Source organism: Actinoplanes sp. NBRC 103695 (genome assembly GCF_030269485.1).
Lineage (GTDB): Bacteria > Actinomycetota > Actinomycetes > Mycobacteriales > Micromonosporaceae > Actinoplanes.
Genome location: NZ_BSTL01000002.1, coordinates 74,341 through 92,782 on the forward strand (window position 1 = coordinate 74,341; position 18,442 = coordinate 92,782).

The 18,442-nt window shown below is 70.6% G+C and carries 19 protein-coding genes; 6 read left to right on the plus strand and 13 right to left on the minus strand.

The window, feature by feature from the left end:
* From QSK31_RS02710 to QSK31_RS02730, 5 genes are all read right to left on the minus strand, one after another.
* The coding region (locus QSK31_RS02710) for a hypothetical protein (protein ID WP_352244345.1) at positions 1–194 on the minus strand (194 nt) is incomplete at its 3' end.
* A gap of 98 nt (positions 195–292) precedes the next feature.
* Positions 293–445: a hypothetical protein gene (locus QSK31_RS02715; RefSeq protein ID WP_285680591.1), complete on the minus strand. Its 153-nt coding sequence runs from the start codon at positions 443–445 to the stop codon at positions 293–295.
* The gene (locus QSK31_RS02720; protein WP_285680592.1) at positions 442–1,200 is read right to left on the minus strand and encodes a polysaccharide deacetylase family protein; all 759 of its coding nucleotides are present in this window, start codon (positions 1,198–1,200) and stop codon (positions 442–444) included. Before QSK31_RS02720 ends, QSK31_RS02715 begins: the two co-directional genes overlap by 4 nt.
* 196 nt (positions 1,201–1,396) lie before the next feature.
* On the minus strand, positions 1,397–4,264 hold the full coding sequence (locus QSK31_RS02725) for a helix-turn-helix transcriptional regulator (protein ID WP_285680594.1): 2,868 nt from the start codon (positions 4,262–4,264) through the stop codon (positions 1,397–1,399).
* Between the two features lie 53 nt (positions 4,265–4,317).
* Positions 4,318–4,497: a hypothetical protein gene (locus tag QSK31_RS02730; RefSeq protein ID WP_285680596.1), complete on the minus strand. Its 180-nt coding sequence runs from the start codon at positions 4,495–4,497 to the stop codon at positions 4,318–4,320.
* Between the two features lie 184 nt (positions 4,498–4,681).
* On the opposite strand from QSK31_RS02730, the gene QSK31_RS02735 reads away from it, so the two are divergent.
* Entirely contained in the window at positions 4,682–5,374 is a 693-nt protein-coding gene (locus tag QSK31_RS02735) for a DUF4191 domain-containing protein (RefSeq protein ID WP_285680597.1), read from the plus strand.
* Here QSK31_RS02735 and QSK31_RS02740 read toward each other — a convergent pair.
* Positions 5,371–5,772: an RDD family protein gene (locus tag QSK31_RS02740; RefSeq protein ID WP_285680598.1), complete on the minus strand. Its 402-nt coding sequence runs from the start codon at positions 5,770–5,772 to the stop codon at positions 5,371–5,373. The two genes, QSK31_RS02735 and QSK31_RS02740, sit on opposite strands and share 4 nt — an antisense overlap.
* Before the next feature lie 146 nt (positions 5,773–5,918).
* Here QSK31_RS02740 and glnA point away from each other — a divergent pair, with 146 nt between their 5' ends.
* Positions 5,919–7,343 carry a type I glutamate--ammonia ligase gene (glnA, locus tag QSK31_RS02745; protein WP_285680600.1) on the plus strand — a complete coding sequence of 475 codons (1,425 nt, stop codon included), beginning with the start codon at positions 5,919–5,921 and terminating at the stop codon, positions 7,341–7,343.
* A 92-nt stretch (positions 7,344–7,435) separates the two neighbouring features.
* Positions 7,436–7,642 carry a hypothetical protein gene (locus QSK31_RS02750; RefSeq protein ID WP_285680601.1) on the plus strand — a complete coding sequence of 69 codons (207 nt, stop codon included), beginning with the start codon at positions 7,436–7,438 and terminating at the stop codon, positions 7,640–7,642.
* Here the strand turns inward: QSK31_RS02750 and QSK31_RS02755 are convergent.
* Positions 7,621–8,118: a MarR family winged helix-turn-helix transcriptional regulator gene (locus QSK31_RS02755; RefSeq protein ID WP_285680603.1), complete on the minus strand. Its 498-nt coding sequence runs from the start codon at positions 8,116–8,118 to the stop codon at positions 7,621–7,623. The two genes, QSK31_RS02750 and QSK31_RS02755, sit on opposite strands and share 22 nt — an antisense overlap.
* A gap of 91 nt (positions 8,119–8,209) precedes the next feature.
* Between QSK31_RS02755 and QSK31_RS02760 the strand changes: the two genes are divergently transcribed.
* On the plus strand, positions 8,210–8,785 hold the full coding sequence (locus QSK31_RS02760) for an NADPH-dependent F420 reductase (protein WP_285680605.1): 576 nt from the start codon (positions 8,210–8,212) through the stop codon (positions 8,783–8,785).
* 163 nt (positions 8,786–8,948) lie between these two features.
* Entirely contained in the window at positions 8,949–9,938 is a 990-nt protein-coding gene (locus QSK31_RS02765; protein ID WP_285680607.1) for a hypothetical protein, read from the plus strand.
* 171 nt (positions 9,939–10,109) lie between these two features.
* Here the strand turns inward: QSK31_RS02765 and lipA are convergent, their stop codons facing one another.
* A complete protein-coding gene (gene lipA / locus QSK31_RS02770; RefSeq protein ID WP_285681360.1) occupies positions 10,110–11,006 on the minus strand; it encodes a lipoyl synthase in 897 nt (298 codons plus the stop codon).
* Positions 11,007–11,384: 378 nt separating this feature from the next.
* Here lipA and aspS point away from each other — a divergent pair, with 378 nt between their 5' ends.
* Positions 11,385–12,632 carry an aspartate--tRNA(Asn) ligase gene (aspS, locus tag QSK31_RS02775; RefSeq protein WP_285680608.1) on the plus strand — a complete coding sequence of 416 codons (1,248 nt, stop codon included), beginning with the start codon at positions 11,385–11,387 and terminating at the stop codon, positions 12,630–12,632.
* Here aspS and QSK31_RS02780 read toward each other — a convergent pair.
* The 5 genes from QSK31_RS02780 to sucB form a co-directional block, all read right to left on the minus strand.
* Positions 12,629–12,793: a peptide ABC transporter substrate-binding protein gene (locus tag QSK31_RS02780; protein WP_285680610.1), complete on the minus strand. Its 165-nt coding sequence runs from the start codon at positions 12,791–12,793 to the stop codon at positions 12,629–12,631. The two genes, aspS and QSK31_RS02780, sit on opposite strands and share 4 nt — an antisense overlap.
* Positions 12,794–12,796: 3 nt before the next feature.
* Complete coding sequence (lipB, locus tag QSK31_RS02785; RefSeq protein ID WP_285680612.1) at positions 12,797–13,435, minus strand: lipoyl(octanoyl) transferase LipB; 639 nt, start codon at positions 13,433–13,435, stop codon at positions 12,797–12,799.
* Between the two features lie 20 nt (positions 13,436–13,455).
* Positions 13,456–15,330 (minus strand): DUF6311 domain-containing protein, encoded by a 1,875-nt coding sequence (locus QSK31_RS02790; protein WP_285680614.1) that lies wholly within the window; start codon positions 15,328–15,330, stop codon positions 13,456–13,458.
* 149 nt (positions 15,331–15,479) lie between these two features.
* A complete protein-coding gene (locus QSK31_RS02795) occupies positions 15,480–16,397 on the minus strand; it encodes a TIGR01777 family oxidoreductase (RefSeq protein ID WP_285680616.1) in 918 nt (305 codons plus the stop codon).
* A gap of 79 nt (positions 16,398–16,476) precedes the next feature.
* The gene (gene sucB, locus QSK31_RS02800) at positions 16,477–18,408 is read right to left on the minus strand and encodes a 2-oxoglutarate dehydrogenase, E2 component, dihydrolipoamide succinyltransferase (protein WP_285680618.1); all 1,932 of its coding nucleotides are present in this window, start codon (positions 18,406–18,408) and stop codon (positions 16,477–16,479) included.
* Between the last annotated feature and the right edge of the window lie 34 nt (positions 18,409–18,442).

The following is an 18,442-nucleotide window of genomic DNA, read 5'->3' on the forward strand; positions in this document are numbered from 1 at the left end:
ACATCACGCTTGCTGGCATCACGCTTGCTGGCATCACGCTTGCTGGCATCACGCTTGCTGGCATCACGCTTGCTGGCATCACGCTTGCTGGCATCACGCTTGCTGGCATCACGCTTGCTGGCATCACGCTTGCTGGCATCACGCCTGCCGGCATCACGCCCGCCGCCGTCCGCAGTCGGCTTGATCGCCTGCAACCCGCCGTCGGGCCGTTTGCCGCGACGCGGGGCGGCAAGCCCCGGCGTTTGCGGGCGCGCCGACCGCCTGGCTGTGCGACCGCCTGGCTGTGCGACCGTCAGCGGGGGCCTTGATCACCCGCCCAGCCGTCGATGTCCCGGTGGCGAAGCAGTCCGAAGGGGAGCGGAACCACCACCGCAGGGGGATGGTCGGCGGCGAAGACGCGGATGACCGGCTCGACACCGACCACCGCCTCGAGGATGTAGGTCATGAGTGCGGAGATTCCACGATCACGTAAGGGTCCGGTGGGTCCTGGGGCGGGTCGCCACGGAATCTCTCCACCAACGGCAGGTAGGGGACCGGGTCGACGATGTGAGGGACGGGCTCGTCGCAGGGGCGGAGAGGTGGCGCCGGGACAACCGTCCCGTCGGCGCCGATCGTGCCGAAGCGGTAGCCGTGGTCTTGCACCCCCTGGATGATCTCGGGCAGAGCCGTCACCACCGAGCGGCCGGATGGCGTGTCGACGTTGCCGTCGTGCAGCAGCAGGATCGCGCCGGGGGTCAGCCTCGTGAGAACCGCGTCCCGGATCTGTTCCGGCGTCGTCGCCGCATCCGAGTCGTCGGTGATCACGTGGACCGCGACGACCGTGTCGTAGCCGATCTCCGCCAGCCGTGCCAGCGTCGTGTCGTCGGCGTCCAGGAAGGGTGGCCGCATCCCGCGGAAAGGCATCCGCGCGCCTGCCTCCCGGAGCACCGCCTCGGTGTCGAGCATCTCCGCACGCACCGCCGCAGGGGTCAGCTTGGTGAGGTTCGGATGGTGATAGGTGTGGTTGAAGACCTGGTGCCCCTCGCGCGCTTGAAAGGCGACGAGGTGCGAGTTGGCCGCCGCCCGCATCCCGACGTCGAAGAAGGCCGCCGGAATCGCGTGCCGCCGCAGGATCTCCAACGTGCGGGGCCGGAAGGCCGACGGACCGTCGTCGAAGGTCAACGCCACCCAGCGATCGCGCGAGATCAAAGGCTCGGCCACGGCGCCGCCCAGCGTTCGGAGGGAGGCGGCGCCGCCCAGCGTTCGGAGGGAGGCGGCGCCGCCCAGCGTTCGGAGGGAGGCGGCGCCGCCCAGCGGCCGGAGCAGGTCAATGCCGCCAGAACCGTAGAGAGGTCGATGCGGCCCGGCGTGGGGGCTAGGTCAGTGCCGCTCGGCATGTGGGGAAGGTCGGCCATGGTCAGGGCTTGGGGTCGAGGAGGCCGAGGCGGCGGGCGACCGCGGCGGCCTCGACGCGGTTGGCGACGTTGAGCTTGGCGATGATGCGGGACACGTGGACGCTCGCGGTCTTGGGGGAGATGTAGAGCTGTTCGGCGATGCGGCCGTTGCTCTGGCCCTCGGCCACGAGGCGCAGGACCTCGCGCTCGCGCGCCGTCAGGATCTCGGCCCCCGGCTGCGTGGCCGCACCCGGACGCAGGCCCAGCCGCTGTGCCAGCGTCGCGGTCCGCGCCAGCAGCGGGGTCGCCCCCAGAGCGCCGGCGATCTCCGCGGCCTCCTCGATGGCCGCGGCGGCGTCGGCCCGGTCGCCGGTGCCGGCCACCGCCTCGGCCAGGTTGAGCAGGGCGACCGCGAGCTGAAAGCGCTGGCCGTCGGCGCGCCACTCGGCGACTGCCTCGCGCCAGCTCTGCGGGTCGTGGCTCAGGGTGGCCCGCACCTGCGCCTCGTAGGCCCGGTCGACCGCGTAGGTGACCTTCGTCCAGCGGGCCCGCAACTCGACCAACTCGCTCAGCTGCGGGTCGTTCAGCCGGTCGGCTGCTGTCGCCGCCGCGGCGATCACCGGCCAGCCGTAGCGGGGACGCTCGGTGATCACCGGCTCGGCCAGGGCGGCCTTGGCGGCCATCCGGATCATCGCGTCGTCGCCGAACTCGAACGCGCACAGGATGCGCAGTTCCAGAAGGTAGAGCCGCGGCTCCGCGCCCAGGTAGGGCTTGCTCAGGAAGCCGAACGCCCGGGTCAGCAGCGACTCGGCGCCCTCGTGCCCGCGGACCAGCCGCAGCCAGGACCGCAGCCGCAGCACCGGCAGGGCGAGCGTGCCGGGCGGGTCGAGCCGATTGGCCTCGGCCAGCCGCCGCTCGGCCTCGTCCCAGTCGCCCAGCGCGATTTCCGCCTCGGCGTAGTTCGCCAGCAGGAACACGCCCGTCGTCCGGCTGATGCCGACCTTGTCCGCGTACGGCACGCCTTCCCACGCCGCGTCGGCGGACTCGAGGTAGCGGCCCGTCTCGAACAACCTGTCCGAGATGTTGACCAGCGCATAGGCGAGGTTTTGCTGGTCGCCGGTCCGCCGCGCGGTGTCGGCCGCGGTGCGGATCACCGGCAGCGCCTCCTCGACCGAGATGCCACCCGCGCACAGCCGCCCGTACGTGATCGTCGCCGCCACCTGCGCCGCGATGTCGCCGAGGTCGGCGGCCGCGGTCATCGCCTCCTGTGCGACGTCAACGGCCAGGTCCTCGTCCGCCCGGTGCAGTGCCTGCGCGACGTCGGCCAGGATTTTCACGCTCTCGGCCGTGTGCGGCTGGCCCTGCAGGACGCGGTAGGCCTCCTGCGACTCGGCCGCGCCGTCGCTCTTGCCGGCGTTCTGCAGGAGCTTGGATCGCCGGACCAGCAGCCGGGCGGCCCGTAGCGGCTCACTGTCGCAGTCGATGCCGGCCAGCGCGTGCTTGGTGAGGCTCAGCGCCCGCATCGTCTCGCCCGCGTCGATGGCGACCAGGGCCGCCTGCTCGAGCAGGTCGACGTGGCAGGTGCCGAGCAGCGTCTTGGACTCGGGCACCTGCTCCCACAGCTGCAGCACCCGGTCGAGCAGGCGGGCCTGCTCGCCGTAGGCATATCGCCGCCCCGCGTCGTCGGCGGCCACCCGTGCCGTGACCAGCGCGCGCGGATGGTCGTTGGCGGCATGCCAGTGGTGGGCGATCTCGGCGGGCGCCCGGCCGATCGGCACCAGCCCGGGCTCGGCCTCGATCACCTCGGCGTAGCGCCCGTGCAGCCGGGCGTGCTCGCCGGGCAGCAGGTCGTCGTGCACCGCCTCGCGCACGAGGGCGTGGCGGAACTCGTACTCACCGGAGGTGTCGACCACGATCAGCTGGGCGGCGACCACCGCCCGCAGCGCCGACTCGAGCTCGGCCTCGGGCACCCCGGCCACCCGGGTCAGCAGCCCATGACCGAAGCGGGTGCCGCCGACCGCGGCCACCCGCAGCACCCGCTGGGCCGGCTCGGACAGCTGGTCGACCCGGGCGAGCAACAGGTCGCGCAGGTTGTCGGAGATGTCGCCGCACTCGTCGCCGGACGCGGCGATCTGCTCGATGAAGAACGGGTTGCCCTGCGCCCGCTCGTTGAGCGTGTCGACCATGCCGGGCTCGGGCTCGGCGCCGAGCAGGTGACCCAGCATCTCGGCGGTGCCCTCGCGGTCGAGGCGATCGAGCTCGAGCCGGAGCACGCCACGCACCCGGTCGAGCTCGGCGAGGAACGGCCGCAGCGGATGCCCCCGATGCATCTCATCCGTGCGGTAGGTGCCGATCAGCAGGACGTGTGGCAGGCGCGCGGCGCGCAGGAGGAACCCGATCAGGTCGCGGGTGGACCGGTCGGACCAGTGCAGGTCCTCCAGGACCAGGACGAGCGGCTGCCCGTCGGCGAGGCGGCCGAACAGGGTCGCCACCGCCTCGAACACATGCCCGCGGCGGGCGTCGCCACCCGACTCGGGCGGGCCGAGCTCGGGCAGCAGGCGTACGAAATCTTGCTCGCGTCCTTGGAGCACCCCGGTGCCGTCGCGCTGGATCAGCTCACGCAGCGCCCCGACGAACGGCGCGTAGGGCAGGCCCTCCTCGCCGAGCTCCAGGCTGTTGCCGGTGAGAACGTGGGCGCCGTCCGCGGCCGCGCCACGGACGAACTCCTCGATCAGCCGGGTCTTGCCCACCCCCGCCTCGCCGCCGACCAGAACGGCCGACGGCTCGGCGCTGCGGGTGCGTTTCAGGGCGTCGCGCAGGACCGCCAGATCAGCCTCTCGGCCGACCAGGACGTCGGTGCTCCGCACGGTCGCCGTCATGAGATCGAGCATGCCATGGGGGTACGACCGATTTATGGCCTCGTGGGAGGCCCCGGTGGCAGCGCTCATGGCTGGGCCGGCGCTCGAACCGCCGCGGCCCGGCGGGACGCCCGGCCGAAGCGGCGATGACGCCCCGCCGGCGCCGCGGCGCGCGCGATGCTGTGGGCGGCGGCCTCGCGGCGGAGGTCGTCGGCACGCTGGTGATGCAGGTCCAGGATCGTCTGTGCGTCGGTGTAGGGAAACATCCGCGTGCTCCTTGCGTACTCGTCGTCTCTGGCTTTGAAGCTCTTGACGACGACTCTCCGCGTGAAGGCAGGCGGGGCGCATGGGGAACGACCCCTATGTTCGGGCGGGCGGCTACCTTACGGCGAGCTGCGGAGATGGATGGGCGGCGTAAGGGCCTTACTGCTCACCATTACACTTCCGGGTATGGCAAAACCCGAGGAGAAGGTGTCGTTCGGCACCCGGCTCAAGCAGATCGGCCAGGTCTTCGCCTTCACCGCGAAACAGGACAAGTGGTTCGTCCCACTCCTGATCGCGGCGGTGCTGATCCCGCTCGCGCTGACGGTGCTGTTCTTCCTGCTCGGGTTCGGCTGGATCGTCTTCCCGCTCGGCGTGATGATCACCCTGTTGGCCGCGCTGATCGTGCTCAACCTGCGCTCCAACGCGGCGATGATGAACGTCGCCGAAGGGCAGCCCGGCGCGGCGGCGCAGATCGTGGAGAACATGCGCGGCGACTGGCGGGTACGCGCCGCGGCCAGCTCGACCACCCAGTTCGACATGGTGCACGTGGTGGTCGGCCGGCCCGGCGTCATCCTGCTCGGCGAGGGCCAGCCGCAGCGCGTGCGCACCCTGCTCGGCCAGGAGAAGCGCCGCCTGTCCAAGGTCATCGGCAAGGCGCCCATGTACGACTACGTGGTCGGCCAGGGCGAGGGTGAGCTGTCCGTACGCAAGCTCCGCACGACCTTCATGCGGCTGCCCCGGAACCTCACCGGCAAGGACGTGAACGCCCTGGACAAGCGTCTCTCGGCGCTGATGGCGCGGCCGCAGATGCCGAAGGGCGCGATCCCCAAGAACATGCGGCCGTCGAAGGGCCAGTTCCGCCAGCAGCGCCCGCGCTAGGGCTTTTTCTTGAGGACGACGACCGAGCCCGCCCAGCGGTCATGCCATCCGCGGCGGGCCTGGTCCATGATCACGGCCGGGATGAGCAGGGCCAGCAGTACGGCCCGTAGCAGCCCCTTGGCCAGGCCGATCGCACCGCCGTCCTCGATCGAGACGCACCGGATGCCGGCCAGCGCCATGCCCGGCGTCTGTCCGAAGAGGCCGATGAAGAACGTGTTCATCAGCACGAGAACGGCGACCGGCGGCCAGGCCACCCCGCGCGGGTCGGCGACCAGGCTGCCCACCAGCAGGCACAGCGCCCAGTCGATCATCAGCGCGGCGAAACGCCTGCCGAACCCCGCGAGCAGGGTGGACTCCGGGTCGAACGCGGGTGGGGTGGAATTCGCGCGAGCTGCCACGAGAGACCACGCTACCGGGGTACCCTCCGGGAGGTCGCGGCAGATCACAGGCCCCGTAACACGGCGGAAACAATAGGGATACGCCTGGGCAACTCCGCACCCATACCGTCGCGACCAGTTCGAATTTTCCTGCGCCAGGAGGACGTGTGTTCGCCAATCCCGAGGAACTCCTGCGATACCTCAAGGACGAGGACGTCAAGTTCGTCGACGTACGCTTTTGCGATCTGCCGGGTGTCATGCAGCACTTCAACATCCCGGTCGAGTCGTTCGACGAAAGCGTCGTGACCGATGGTCTCGCCTTCGACGGATCCTCGATCCGCGGGTTCCAGGCCATCCACGAGTCCGACATGATGCTCCTGCCGGATGTCGCCACGGCGTTCATCGACCCGTTCCGCATCCAGAAGACGCTGGCCCTGAACTTCTTCATCCACGACCCGTTCACCCGCGAGGCCTACTCGCGTGACCCGCGCAACGTGGCGAAGAAGGCCGAGACCTACCTGGCCTCCAGCGGCATCGCCGACACCGCCTACTTCGGCGCCGAGGCGGAGTTCTACATCTTCGACTCGATCCGCCACTCCACCAGCGCGAACGAGTCGTTCTACCACATCGACTCGATCGAGGGCGCCTGGAACTCCGGCAAGGAGGAGGAGGGCGGCAACCGCGGCTACAAGACCGCGTACAAGGGCGGCTACTTCCCGGTCGCGCCGCTCGACCACTACTCCGACCTGCGCGACGCGATGGTCCGTCGCCTGATCGACGGCGGCTTCACCGTCGAGCGTTCGCACCACGAGGTCGGCACCGCCGGCCAGGCCGAGATCAACTACAAGTTCTCGACCCTGCTGCACGCCGGCGACCAGATGCAGATGTTCAAGTACATCATCAAGAACACCGCCTGGGAGCACGGCAAGACCGCGACGTTCATGCCCAAGCCGCTGTTCGGTGACAACGGTTCCGGCATGCACACCCACCAGAGCCTCTGGCTGAACGGCGAGCCGCTGTTCTACGACGAGACCGGTTACGCCGGCCTGTCGGACATGGCCCGCTGGTACATCGGTGGCCTGCTGCACCACGCGCCGTCGCTGCTGGCGTTCACCAACCCGACGGTCAACTCGTACCGGCGCCTGGTGCCCGGCTACGAGGCCCCGGTCAACCTGGTCTACTCGCAGCGCAACCGCTCTGCCTGCACCCGCATCCCGGTGACCGGCAGCAACCCGAAGGCCAAGCGCGTCGAGTTCCGCGTGCCGGACCCGTCGAGCAACCCGTACCTGTCCTTCTCGGCCCAGATGATGGCCGGCCTGGACGGCATCAAGAACAAGATCGAGCCGCCGGCGCCGATCGACAAGGACCTGTACGACCTGCCGCCGGAGGAGTGGGGCAACGTCAAGCAGGTGCCGGGCTCGCTGGACGCGGTGCTCAACTCGCTCGAGGCGGACAACGAGTTCCTCACCGCGGGCGGCGTTTTCACCGACGACCTGATCGAGACCTGGATCGACTGGAAGCGGGCCAACGAGATCGACCCGGTCCGCCTCCGCCCGACCCCGCACGAGTTCGAGATGTACTACAACGTCTGACCTGTAACGACCGCCGAGCCGTCGACCGCCCTTGCCGGGTGCGGTCGGCGGCTCGTCGCGTTGCGCGGTACCCGGCGCTCTATTGTGTAGCCGTGACTTTCCAGACCCTGCGCTGGCTCGACCTCGTATGCGCCGTGGCCATCCTCGCCGCCGGTGTGCTCCTGTTCCTGGTGCTGCCCTGGTCGGCGAAGGTCTGGGTCGCACCCGCCACCGCCTTCGCGGGCCTGCTCAACGCGCTTCTGTTCATGCTGCTGCGGCGCGTCGTGCGCGGGCGATCTCAGTCCGCCGCGGGGTCGTAGCGGTTGTAGACGCCGCTCATCGCGCCGTTCGGGTCGAGGCGGCGCAGGATGGCCTCGGCGATCTCCGCGAGCTGCTTGATCTGCTGCGGGCTCAAAGCGTCAATGACGTGGGTACGCACGGTAGCCGCATGCCCCGGCGCCGCCTCCTCCACTTTGGCCAGGCCGGCGTCGGTGAGCCGTGCGTTCGTGGCTCGCTTGTCCTGCGGGCACGGAAAGCGCTCGACCAGGCCGCGGTCCTCGAGCCGCTGCGCCACGTGGGACAGCCGGGGGAGCGTGGCGTTGGTCTGCCGGGCCAGCTCGGTCATCCGCAGGGTCCGCTCGGGCGCCTCGGAGAGCATCGCCAGCACGAAGTAGTCGTAGTGCGTCAGCCCCGCGTCGCGTAGCTGCCGCTCGAGCACGCCGGGCAGCAGCTCCACGACGGCCGCGAGGCGCACCCACGCGGCGAGCTGCTTGTCGTCCAGCCAAGGCGAGTCCATGGTCACATTCTCCCTCGAAAAGGTTGTCGCGACAACTTTACCCGTCTAGTGTCATAGTTGTAGCGACAACCAATACTCCAGGGAGCACATCATGAGCCACGTCAGCATCCTCGGCACCGGCAACATGGGCCCGGCGATCGCCACCATCGTCACCAAGGGTGGTAACACGGTCGAGCTCTTCAACAGCTCCGACACGAGCAAGCCGGTCACCGGCGACATCGTGGTGCTCGCGGTGCCGTACGCGTCGGTGGCGCAGATCCTCTCCGAGCGCGCCGACCAGCTGGCCGGCAAGATCGTCGTGGACATCACCAACCCGCTGAACTTCGAGACCTTCGACGGCCTGACCGTCCCCGCCGACAGCTCCGCCGCCGCCGAGATCGCCGCGAAGCTGCCGCAGTCCCGGGTGCTCAAGGCCTTCAACACCAACTTCGGCGCCACCCTGGGCAGTGGCACGGTCGGCACCGAGCCCACCACGGTCCTCATCGCCGGCGACGACGCCGAGGCCAAGGCCCTCCTGGCCGGCATCGTGTCCGCGGCCGGCCTCAAGGCCATCGACGCCGGCTCCCTGAAGCGGGCCCGCGAACTGGAGGCGCTCGCCTTCCTGCAGATCACACTGGCCGCCGGCGAGAAGATCAGCTGGACCGGCGGCTTCGCCGTCATCTCCTGACCGCCCGCCCCTGTGGACAGCCACCCGAAAATGTCGTAGCCCCGCGCTACATTCCGACCCACCCAGTGCCGGGGTGGGGGAGGTGGCGGTGCCCGGCCCACGCGAAGCGAAAGGCCGCGACTCGACAGAGCCGCGGCCTTTCGAGCACCTAGGATCGGCGACCATGGTCCGCACCACGCCGCCCCGCCCGCTGGACGTCGCCGCCCTCTTTCCCGAGCTGCGCGACCACTCGACGACCGCCACCCGCCTGCACCCCCGCCCCGGCGCCGCCACGCCCGCCGACAGCTCGGTCGGTGGCCCGCTGCTCTGGCCCGCCGACGAGCCGTGGCCGGTGTGCACCGACGGCCGCGACCACGAGGTCTTCGACCTGTTGACCCCGGCGACGGTCCGGCTCAAGCGGCGGATCTACGCCGCGGCGCAGGCACGTGCCGACGCGACCGGCGTTCCCTACTTCCTGACCGACGAGGAGCGCACGCAGCTGCCGGATCTGGACTTCTCGGAGCCGACGAGCCTGCTCGACCAGCCGATCCCCCTGGTGCCGGTGGCTCAGCTGTACCGCCGGGACGTCCCGGACTTCGCCGGTCCGGACGGCACCGATCTGCTGCAGGTGCTGTGGTGCCCGCACCTGCATCCGGATGACGGCTACAACCCGCGGGTCCGGCTGTACTGGCGGCGCAGCGCCGACGTCGGCCGGACTCTGGACGCGCCGGACGAACCGGCCGTGGTGCACGAGGATTCCCTGCCGACGCCCTGCGTCGTCCATCCGGAGCAGATTCGCGAATACCAGTACGGCGCGCTGCTGCCCGAGGACCTCGACGCCCGGATCTCCGCGTGGGAGGAGGCGCGGGAAGACGAGTACGACTACCAGTCCGACCTGTCGCTGGCGCCCGGCTGGAAGGTGGGTGGCTTCGCGAGCTGGTCGTTGAGCGACCCGCAGCCGATGGACTGTGTGGAGTGCGGCGCCGCGATGACTCTGCTGCTCGCCGCCGACTCGGGTGAGTGGGAGGGGCGGGACGGCAGCTGGAAGCCCGTTGAGGAGCCGGCGAAGGCTTCGTCCAACCCGACCGATGTCGTCATCGGCCGGGGATACGCGCTCTACGTCTTCCGCTGCCCGACATCCTTCGACCACCCACCGGCCACGGCGATGCAGTGACGCGGCGCGGGATCAGGCCAGGCATGCGGTGCGGAGGATGAGCCGCAAACGCGCGGCGCGGGGGATGAGCCGCAGGCACGCGGTGCGGAGGATGAGCCGCAAACGCGCGGCGCGGGGGATGAGCCGCCGGCACGCGGCGCGGAGAAGGAGCCGCAGGCACGCGGCGCGGGATCAGCCGCGAGCGTCGATCGCCTGCTTGTAGAGGCGCCCGGCCCGGTAGGAAGACCGGACCAGCGGCCCGCTCATCACCCCGGCGAAGCCGATCGCCTCGGCCTCGGCCTGCAGCTCGACGAACTCCTCCGGCTTCACCCAGCGCTCGACGGGGTGGTGCCGCGGGGTCGGGCGCAGGTACTGCGTGATGGTGATGATCTCGCAGCCGGCGTCGTACAGCTCGCGCAGCGCCTGGGACACCTCGGCGCGCTCCTCGCCCATGCCGAGGATCAGGTTGCTCTTGGTGACCAGGCCGGCGGCGCGGGCCATGGTCAGCACCGAGAGGGAACGCTCGTAGCGGAAGCCGGGGCGAATGCGCTTGAAGATGCGCGGCACCGTCTCGACGTTGTGCGCCAGCACCTCGGGCGCCGCGCCGAAGACCTCGGCCAGCTGGGTCTCGTCGGCGTTGAAGTCGGGGATCAGCAGCTCGACGCCGCAGCCGGCCTGGAGCTTGTGGATCTGGCGGACGGTCTCGGCGTAGAGCCAGGCGCCGCCGTCCGGGAGGTCGTCGCGGGCGACGCCGGTGACCGTGGCGTAGCGGAGGCCCATCGTGGCGACGGACTCGCCGACGCGGCGGGGCTCGTCGGCGTCGAATTCGGCCGGCTTGCCGGTGTCGATCTGGCAGAAGTCGCATCGGCGGGTGCATTGGTCGCCACCGATGAGGAAGGTGGCCTCGCGGTCTTCCCAGCACTCGTAAATGTTGGGGCAGCCCGCCTCCTGGCAAACCGTATGCAAGCCCTCGCGCTGCACCAATCCACGCAACTGGGTGTACTCCGGGCCCATCTTCGCTTTGACCTTGATCCACGGAGGCTTCCGCTCGATCGGAGTCTCGGCGTTGCGCGCCTCGATGCGCAGCATGCGGCGGCCCTCGGGAGCAATAGTCACAATGCCGAGGTTACGCCGGATCACCCCGGGTGAGGCGCTCAGGCGACGAGGCTCACGTGGCGGTTGGTGTGAGTGCCCTCACGTGACACGTGTAAACCCGCTTTGCCGCCCCGTCGCCCCCTGTTAACGTCCGGTCCACGGCTGTGAAGGAACCGAGTAGCGCCCCGATCACGCCGGCCGAGAGAGCCACCGGATGCTGTGAAGGTGGTCCGACGCCGGGGCGCGAAGACACTCCTGAGCCGCAGCACGACAAGAGGCGCCGAAAGGCGCGAAGGTGTGGTGGCACCGCGAGGATCCCGCTCGCCCACACCTCCCTGGGGCCGCGTTGCAGTCACCGAGGAGGTTCCAGCCATGCAACGCATCCTCTCCACCGAATTGGCCCAGCACCCCGGCGAGACCGTCACGATCGCCGGTTGGGTGCATCGCCGTCGCCTGCTCAAGCAGGTCGCTTTCGTCATCGTCCGGGACGCCACCGGCTTCGCCCAGGTGGTGGTCGCCGACCCGGCCACGCGCGCGGAGATCGAGATGATCTCCGAGGAGAGCGTGATCGAGGTGACGGCCCAGGTCAGCGTCAACGCGGCGGCTCCGGCGGGGGTCGAGCTCACTTCTCCTTCGGTACGGGTGCTGAGCGCTGTGTCCGTACCCCTGCCTCTCGAACTGCATCGACCCGCGCTCACCGCGACCCTGCCGACGCAGCTCGACCATGCCGCTCTCGCCCTGCGCCATCCGACGCGGGCGGCGGCCTTGCGGATGGCCGCCGCGGCGACCGAGGGGTTCCGGTCGGCGTTGGCCGCGCAGCGGTTTGTCGAGATCCACACGCCGAAGATCGTGGCGTCGGCGACCGAGTCCGGCGCGAACGTGTTCGCCATCGACTACTTCGGCCGGCCGGGCTACCTGGCCCAGTCGCCGCAGTTCTACAAGCAGATGATGGTCGGGGTGTTCGAGCGGGTCTTCGAGGTGGGCCCGGTGTTCCGCGCCGAGCCGCACGACACCGGGCGGCACCTGGCGCAGTACACGTCCCTCGACGCCGAGCTCGGCTTCATCACCGACCACCGCGACGTGATGAGGGTGCTGACCTCGGCGCTGGCCGGGATGGCCGCCGCCGTCGAGCCGTGGGCCGCCCTGCACGTGGAGCGGGAGCTCCCGGCGGTGCACTTCACCGAGGCGCTGAAGATCGCGGGCGCGCGAGAGGACGAGCCCGACCTGGCGCCGGCGCACGAGCGGGCGCTGGGGGAGTGGGCGAGGAAGGAGCACGGCTCGGACTTCGTGTTCGTGACCGGCTACCCGATGGCGAAGCGCCCGTTCTACACCCACCCGGACCCGGCCGACCCGCGCTGGTCGAACGGTTTCGACCTGCTGTTTCGCGGCATGGAGCTGGTCACCGGCGGGCAGCGGCTGCACCGGTACTCCGACTACGAGGTCGCGCTGAAGGGCGACGTCGAGCCGTACGCGGGGTATCTGGACGCCTTCCGCTACGGCATGCCGCCGCACGGCGGGTTCGCGATCGGCCTGGAGCGTTTCGTGGCCCGGCTGCTCGAGGTGCGCAACGTCCGGGAGGTCACCGCGTTCCCACGGGACCTGCACCGGATGACGCCCTAAAGCAGGAGCAGGAGGGTGGTCCCGACGACGACGGCCAGCGGGACCACCGTCATGCTCAGGAAGATCGCCCAGGCGATGCCGTGCGCGAAGTTCAGGTACACACCACCGCCCGGCCGCGGCAGGAAGACGCGCGGGTCGGACGGATCCTTCTCGAAAGCCATGACCTAGGAAAGCAGAGTCGCCAGGTGTCGCTCGACCACGGGCTGCACCTCGGCGACGGTCACCTGGCGGCCCAGCTCCCAGGAGAGCGACGTGACCCCGGCGTCCCGGATGCCGCACGGCACGAACCGGTCATAGTTGGACAGGTCGCAGTCGCAGTTCAGGGCGAAGCCGTGCTGGGTGACGCCGCGGGCGACGCGGATGCCGATCGCCGCCACCTTGCGGTCGGGTCCGCGCTCGTCGGCGCGCACCCAGACGCCGCTGCGGCCCTTGATCTCGACCCGCTCGGCGGCCACCCCGAACTCGGCGCACACGTCGATCAGCATCTGCTCGGTGCGACGCACGTAGGCCACCACGTCGATCGGGTCCGGCAGCTTGAGGATCGGGTAGCCGACCAACTGGCCGGGGCCGTGCCAGGTGATCTTGCCGCCGCGGTCCACCTCGACCACCGGGGTGCCGTCCATCGGGCGGTCGGCCGGCTCGGTGCGCTTGCCGGCCGTGAACACGCTCGGATGTTCCAGCAGCAGGATGGTGTCCTGCCGGATGCCGTCCGCGACGGCGTCATGGATGCGGCGTTGCTCGTCCCACGCCTCGCGGTAGTCGATGAGGCCGGGCCGCAGAATGGTGAGCGTCGGGCTGGTCACGGGAACCAAGTTACTCCGCCTCAGCCGCCCTCCGGTGTGACCGGGTCCACGCCGGGCCGGATCCGCCAGAAGAGGACATCGTCCACCCGCTGCGGCTCGCCGAAGAGGTCGCGTGCCGTCATCTCGATCGCCGACCGGTACTCGGGCCCGACCTCGCCGGTGACCCGGTCGGCCAGGAACAGGCCCTGGATGTTCCAGTACGCCAGGTCCTCGCGGGCGCGGGTCCGGTCGGCCTCGGTGACCTGAGGTACCTCGCCGTAGCGGCCGGCCCGGGCCAGCAGCCAGTCGGTCCAGTGCCACGGCGCGCCGATGCGGCCGGTGTCGTTTTCGCCGCCCGGGCCGAGGAAGTAGCCGTCCGGGATGGCGAAGTGCTTGCCGCCCCGGGCCAGCGTGTAGGCCTGCCAGCGCTGCGCGTCCGCGGACACGTTGCTGGCCAGCGGCAGCGAGCTCAGCGACGCGCCCTCGTCCACGTACCGCTTCCAGGTGCCGTCCGCGATGAACCGCGGCTCCGGCGCGCGCTCGATCGTCAGCAAGGGCACAGGCAAGATCGGGACCAAGGCCACCGCGTACGCCGCACCGAACGCCGTCTGTGCCGTCGACGAGACAGTCACGTCCTTCAGCAGCATCTCGCCGAGCATCGCCAGCACCACACCGAAGACGCCGACCAGCACCAGCGCGAACCGGCCGGGCAGCGCGGAGTCGAAGAGCGGCAGATGGGCGAGCGCGGCGTACGGCAGCGGGATCGGCGTCTCGAACTCGAAGACCTGCAGGCGCGGCCCCCAGGACAGCACCATGAACGTGACGCCGACGACGATCAGCGCCCGCAGCGTGGCCCGCCGGCCCGGATCGGCCCGCTTCCACATCAGCACCAGGCCGGCGATGACCAGCACGATCAGTGGCAGCCCGAAGAACGACGTCTCCTCGGTCGGGTTCGGCGCGAGCCACGAGCTGTCCAGCCCGGCCCACCCGGCGAACGTCTGCTGCGAGTAGCTCAGGTACGCCGCCACGTCCTCGACGTAATAGCGCTGGTTGAACCCGGTTCCGGAGAAGCTCTGCGGCCCGGCGAAGTGCATGTACAGCGGGTACGAGAGCAGCGCGCCGGACACCACCGCGGTGACGCCGAGTCCCTTGAGCACCGTCGGCAGCGCCACCCGCGCCTCGGCCCGGGTCGCCGACGCCAGCGCCCACGTGCCCAGGAAGACGCCACTGGCCAGCGCGGTGAAGAAGAGCGCCTCGGCGGCGATCGAGAAACCGGCCGTGATCAGCACGCCGAGCACCAGCCCGTTGCGCAGCCACTTGCCCGGCTCGCGCAGCTTGAGCACCCACCAGAGCACGACCGGCGCGATCCAGCCGGCCGACCAGTTCAGGTGGCCGTTGGCATGCGACACGAACCCGGGCGCGAACCCGCAGAACAGCCCCGCCGCGGCGGCCACGCCCCGGCGGGTGGTGGCGTGCCGGAGCAGGAAGAAGTACCAGGCGAACGCGGCGCCGGCCAGGTTGAGGGTCAGCACGAGCACGAAGCTGACCTGTGGGCCGAGGAAGTGGCTGAGCGGGGCAAGCGCCACGATGTAGACCGTGATCGACGTGTTGACGGCCAGGTTCACGCCGCTCGGCGCGTTCAGCAGATCGGTGAAGAACGGGTCCGCGCCGTGGCTCACCAGGTACCACCCGTAGCCCAGCAGCCACTCGAAGAACGCCTGATCACCGGCGTTGCGCAGGAGCACGTGGTTGTACGGGTCGGCCCACAGGCCCTTGGTCACGTAGACCGCGATGCCGGTCGAGACCAGGGCCATGAGCAGATGACCGGGCCATCGCCGGCGCACGGGAGGGGCGCCGGCGGGCTCGGGGGGTGAGTCGTCGGAGGACTCGGCGGGGACGGTGGCGGTGACGGACATCGGCTACAAGCTAACAGCCGACCGCCGTGTGTTACGCCGCCGCGCTCGGCGCTTGCCCGGCCGCCACCCGCGCGGCCGACTGGTCGTGCGTCACGCCGCGGTGCTCGGGGCCTGGCCGGCCGCCACCCGCAGGGCCGACTGGTCGTGTGTCACGCCGCGGTGCTCGGGGCCTGGCCGACCGCCACCCGCAGGGCCGACTCCAGCGTCGGGTGCGACCACTGGAATCCGGCCTTGCTCAGCACGCCCGGGATGACCCGCTGGCTGCGCAACGCCTCGTCGGCGAACCCGCCGAGCGCCACCTGCAGCGCGAACCCGGGCACGAACAGCAGGGCTGGGCGGTGCAGCACGCGGCCCAGCACCTCGGTGAACTCGGCATTCGTCACCGGATCGGGACCGACCACATTCACCGGCCCGCTGACCTCGTCGTGCTCCAGCAGGAACTCGACGGCGCTCAGCCAGTCGTCCAGCGACATCCACGGCACGTACTGCTTGCCGTTGCCGAGCCGCCCGCCCAGCCCGGCGCGGAAGATCGCCATCTGCGGTTTGAGCAGCCCGCCGTCCTGGTCGAGGGGCAGCCCGCTGCGGAGCAGGACAACCCGCGTCCCGGCGTCCTCGGCCGGGCGGACGGCCGCCTCCCACACTCGGCAGAGGTCGGACAGGAACCCGCGGCCGGCCGGCGCATCCTCGGTCACCGGGCGGTCGCCGGTGTCGCCGTACCACCCGACCGCCGTGCCCTGCAGCAGCGTGCGCGGCCGATCGGCCGCCGGCAGATGGCTGATGGCCCGGGCGATGGTCCCGGTGGTGTCGACCCGGCTCGAGCGGAGAGTGCTCTTGTACGCCGCGGTCCAGCGCTTGTCGCCGACCCCGGCGCCGGCCAGATTGATGACCGCGTCGGCACTCGCCACCAGCGCGGGATCGATCTGCCCCTGCGACGGCTCCCACGAAGCCTCGTCGGGCGCCTCAGCAGGCCGCCGGACCAGCCGGGTCACGTCGTGCCCGGCCTCCCGCAGCCGCCGCGCGAGCGGGACACCGAGAAACCCGGAAACACCGGCCATGAGGATCCGCATATACCCATCATGCCCGTGTTCGAACAGGTTCAAAACTGAATGGGCCCCGCAAAGCGGGGCCCATTCAGCAGAAGCGGATCTAAGACAGCTCAGCTTCGAACTGGCCGCCTTCCAGGCGGGCCTTCATCGTGGTCAGGAAGCGGGCGGCGTCGGCGCCGTCCACGATCCGGTGGTCGTAGCTCAGGGCCAGGTAGATCATCGAGCGCGGCACGATCAGCTCGCCCAGGTTGGGGTCGTCGACGACCACGGCCCGCTTGACCACCGCGCCGGTGCCGAGGATGCCGACCTGCGGCTGGTTGATGATCGGCGTGTCGAAGAGCGCGCCCCGGCTGCCGGTGTTGGTCAGCGTGAACGTGCCGCCGGAGATCTCGTCCGGGCTGATCTTGTTGTTGCGGGTGCGGTCGGCCACGTCGGCGATCCGCTTGGCCAGCCCGGACAGGTTGAGGTCGCCCGCGTCCTTGATCACCGGGACGATCAGGCCCTTGGGGGTGTCCACCGCGATGCCCAGGTGCTCGCCGTCGTGGTAGGTGACCGTGCCGGCCTCCTGGTCGATCGACGAGTTGACCACCGGGTGCTCCTGCAGCGCCTCGACGGCCGCCAGCGCCAGGAACGGCATGAAGGTCAGCTTCACGCCGTGCTTGGCCTGGAAGTCGGCCTTGGCCCGCTGACGGAGCTGGGCGACCTTGGTGACGTCGACCTCGACGACCGTGGTGAGCTGCGCCGAGATCTGCAGCGACTCGACCATGCGCCGGGCGATCGTGGCGCGAGTGCGGGTCAGCTTCTCGGTGCGGCCGCGCAGCGGGCTCGGGGCCGGCTTGGGCGCCGCGGCCGCCGCGGACGAGGTGGACTGCTGAGCGGCGGGAGCCGGCTTGGCGGCCTCGGCCTTCGCGGCGGCTGCCTTGTCGGCGGCCTCGATCACGTCCTGCTTGCGGATCCGGCCGCCGACCCCGGTGCCGGTCAGGGTGGCGAGGTCGACGCCCTTCTCGGCGGCGAGCTTGCGGACCAGCGGGGTGACGTAGCCGGCGTCGCCGGAGCCACCGTTGGAGGACGAGGCCTGCGCGGGCGCCGGGGCCGACGGCTGCTGCACCGGCTTGCCCTGCTCGACCTCGGGAGAGGGGTCGGCGTAGGACTCGCCGGACGACGCCACTTGGGGCGCCGGCTTCGACTCGACCTTGGGCGCCTCGGCCTGCTGCGGCGCGGGAGCCTGCTGCTTGGGCTCCGGCTTGGGCTCCTGCTGCTTCGGGGCCTCCTGCTGCTTCGGGGCCTCCTGCTTCGGCTCCTCCTGGGGGGGCGAGGGCTGCGCCGGTGCGGAGCCGCCGGAGTCCGGCGAGCCGATGACGACCAGGTCGGCGCCGACGTCGGCGGTCTCGTCCTCCTGGACCTTGATCTCCAGGACGGTGCCGGCGACCGGCGACGGGATCTCGGTGTCGACCTTGTCGGTGGAGACCTCGAGCAGCGGCTCGTCCACCTCGACGGCGTCGCCGACCTGCTTCAGCCAGCGGGTCACGGTGCCCTCGGTGACGCTCTCGCCGAGCGCCGGCATCTTCACCGCGGTGCCCTCGCCGCCACCGGCCGGAGCGGCGGTCTGCGGGGCGGGTGCCTCGTCCTCGACCGGCTTCTCGGTGGAGGGTTCGTCCGGCGCGGCGGGCTCCGGCTCCGGGTCGGCCTGGGCCTGCTCAGGCTGGGCCTGCGCGGCCTGGGCCTGCTCGGGCTCGGCCTGCGCCTGGGTCTGCTCCTGAGCGGGGGCCGGCGCGGAGGAATCGTCGTCGTCGCCGTCGCCGGAGATCACGGCCAGCTCGCTGCCGACGTCGGCGGTCTCGTCCTCGCCGACGACGATGCGGGTGAGCACGCCGGCGGCGGGGGAGGGGATCTCGGTGTCGACCTTGTCGGTGGAGACCTCGAGCAGCGGCTCGTCGGCCTCGACCCGCTCGCCCTCCTGCTTCAGCCAGCGCGTGACGGTGCCCTCGGTGACGCTCTCACCCAGCCGCGGCATGGTGACCGATACCGGCATCTCTTCGAACTCCTAACCAGTGTTGCGGATGGAT

What these genes read in the sequence shown, in the direction of transcription:
- QSK31_RS02715 (WP_285680591.1), bottom strand. Translation starts at nt 445, where the DNA reads ATGACCTACATCCTCGAGGCGGTGGTCGGTGTCGAGCCGGTCATCCGC.
- QSK31_RS02725 (WP_285680594.1), bottom strand. Translation starts at nt 4,264, where the DNA reads ATGCTCGATCTCATGACGGCGACCGTGCGGAGCACCGACGTCCTGGTC.
- QSK31_RS02730 (WP_285680596.1), bottom strand. Translation starts at nt 4,497, where the DNA reads ATGTTTCCCTACACCGACGCACAGACGATCCTGGACCTGCATCACCAG.
- QSK31_RS02735 (WP_285680597.1), top strand. Translation starts at nt 4,682, where the DNA reads ATGGCAAAACCCGAGGAGAAGGTGTCGTTCGGCACCCGGCTCAAGCAG.
- QSK31_RS02755 (WP_285680603.1), bottom strand. Translation starts at nt 8,118, where the DNA reads ATGGACTCGCCTTGGCTGGACGACAAGCAGCTCGCCGCGTGGGTGCGC.
- QSK31_RS02760 (WP_285680605.1), top strand. Translation starts at nt 8,210, where the DNA reads ATGAGCCACGTCAGCATCCTCGGCACCGGCAACATGGGCCCGGCGATC.
- QSK31_RS02765 (WP_285680607.1), top strand. Translation starts at nt 8,949, where the DNA reads ATGGTCCGCACCACGCCGCCCCGCCCGCTGGACGTCGCCGCCCTCTTT.
- lipA (WP_285681360.1), bottom strand. Translation starts at nt 11,006, where the DNA reads ATGCTGCGCATCGAGGCGCGCAACGCCGAGACTCCGATCGAGCGGAAG.
- aspS (WP_285680608.1), top strand. Translation starts at nt 11,385, where the DNA reads ATGCAACGCATCCTCTCCACCGAATTGGCCCAGCACCCCGGCGAGACC.
- QSK31_RS02780 (WP_285680610.1), bottom strand. Translation starts at nt 12,793, where the DNA reads ATGGCTTTCGAGAAGGATCCGTCCGACCCGCGCGTCTTCCTGCCGCGG.
- QSK31_RS02790 (WP_285680614.1), bottom strand. Translation starts at nt 15,330, where the DNA reads ATGTCCGTCACCGCCACCGTCCCCGCCGAGTCCTCCGACGACTCACCC.
- QSK31_RS02795 (WP_285680616.1), bottom strand. Translation starts at nt 16,397, where the DNA reads ATGCGGATCCTCATGGCCGGTGTTTCCGGGTTTCTCGGTGTCCCGCTC.
- sucB (WP_285680618.1), bottom strand. Translation starts at nt 18,408, where the DNA reads ATGCCGGTATCGGTCACCATGCCGCGGCTGGGTGAGAGCGTCACCGAG.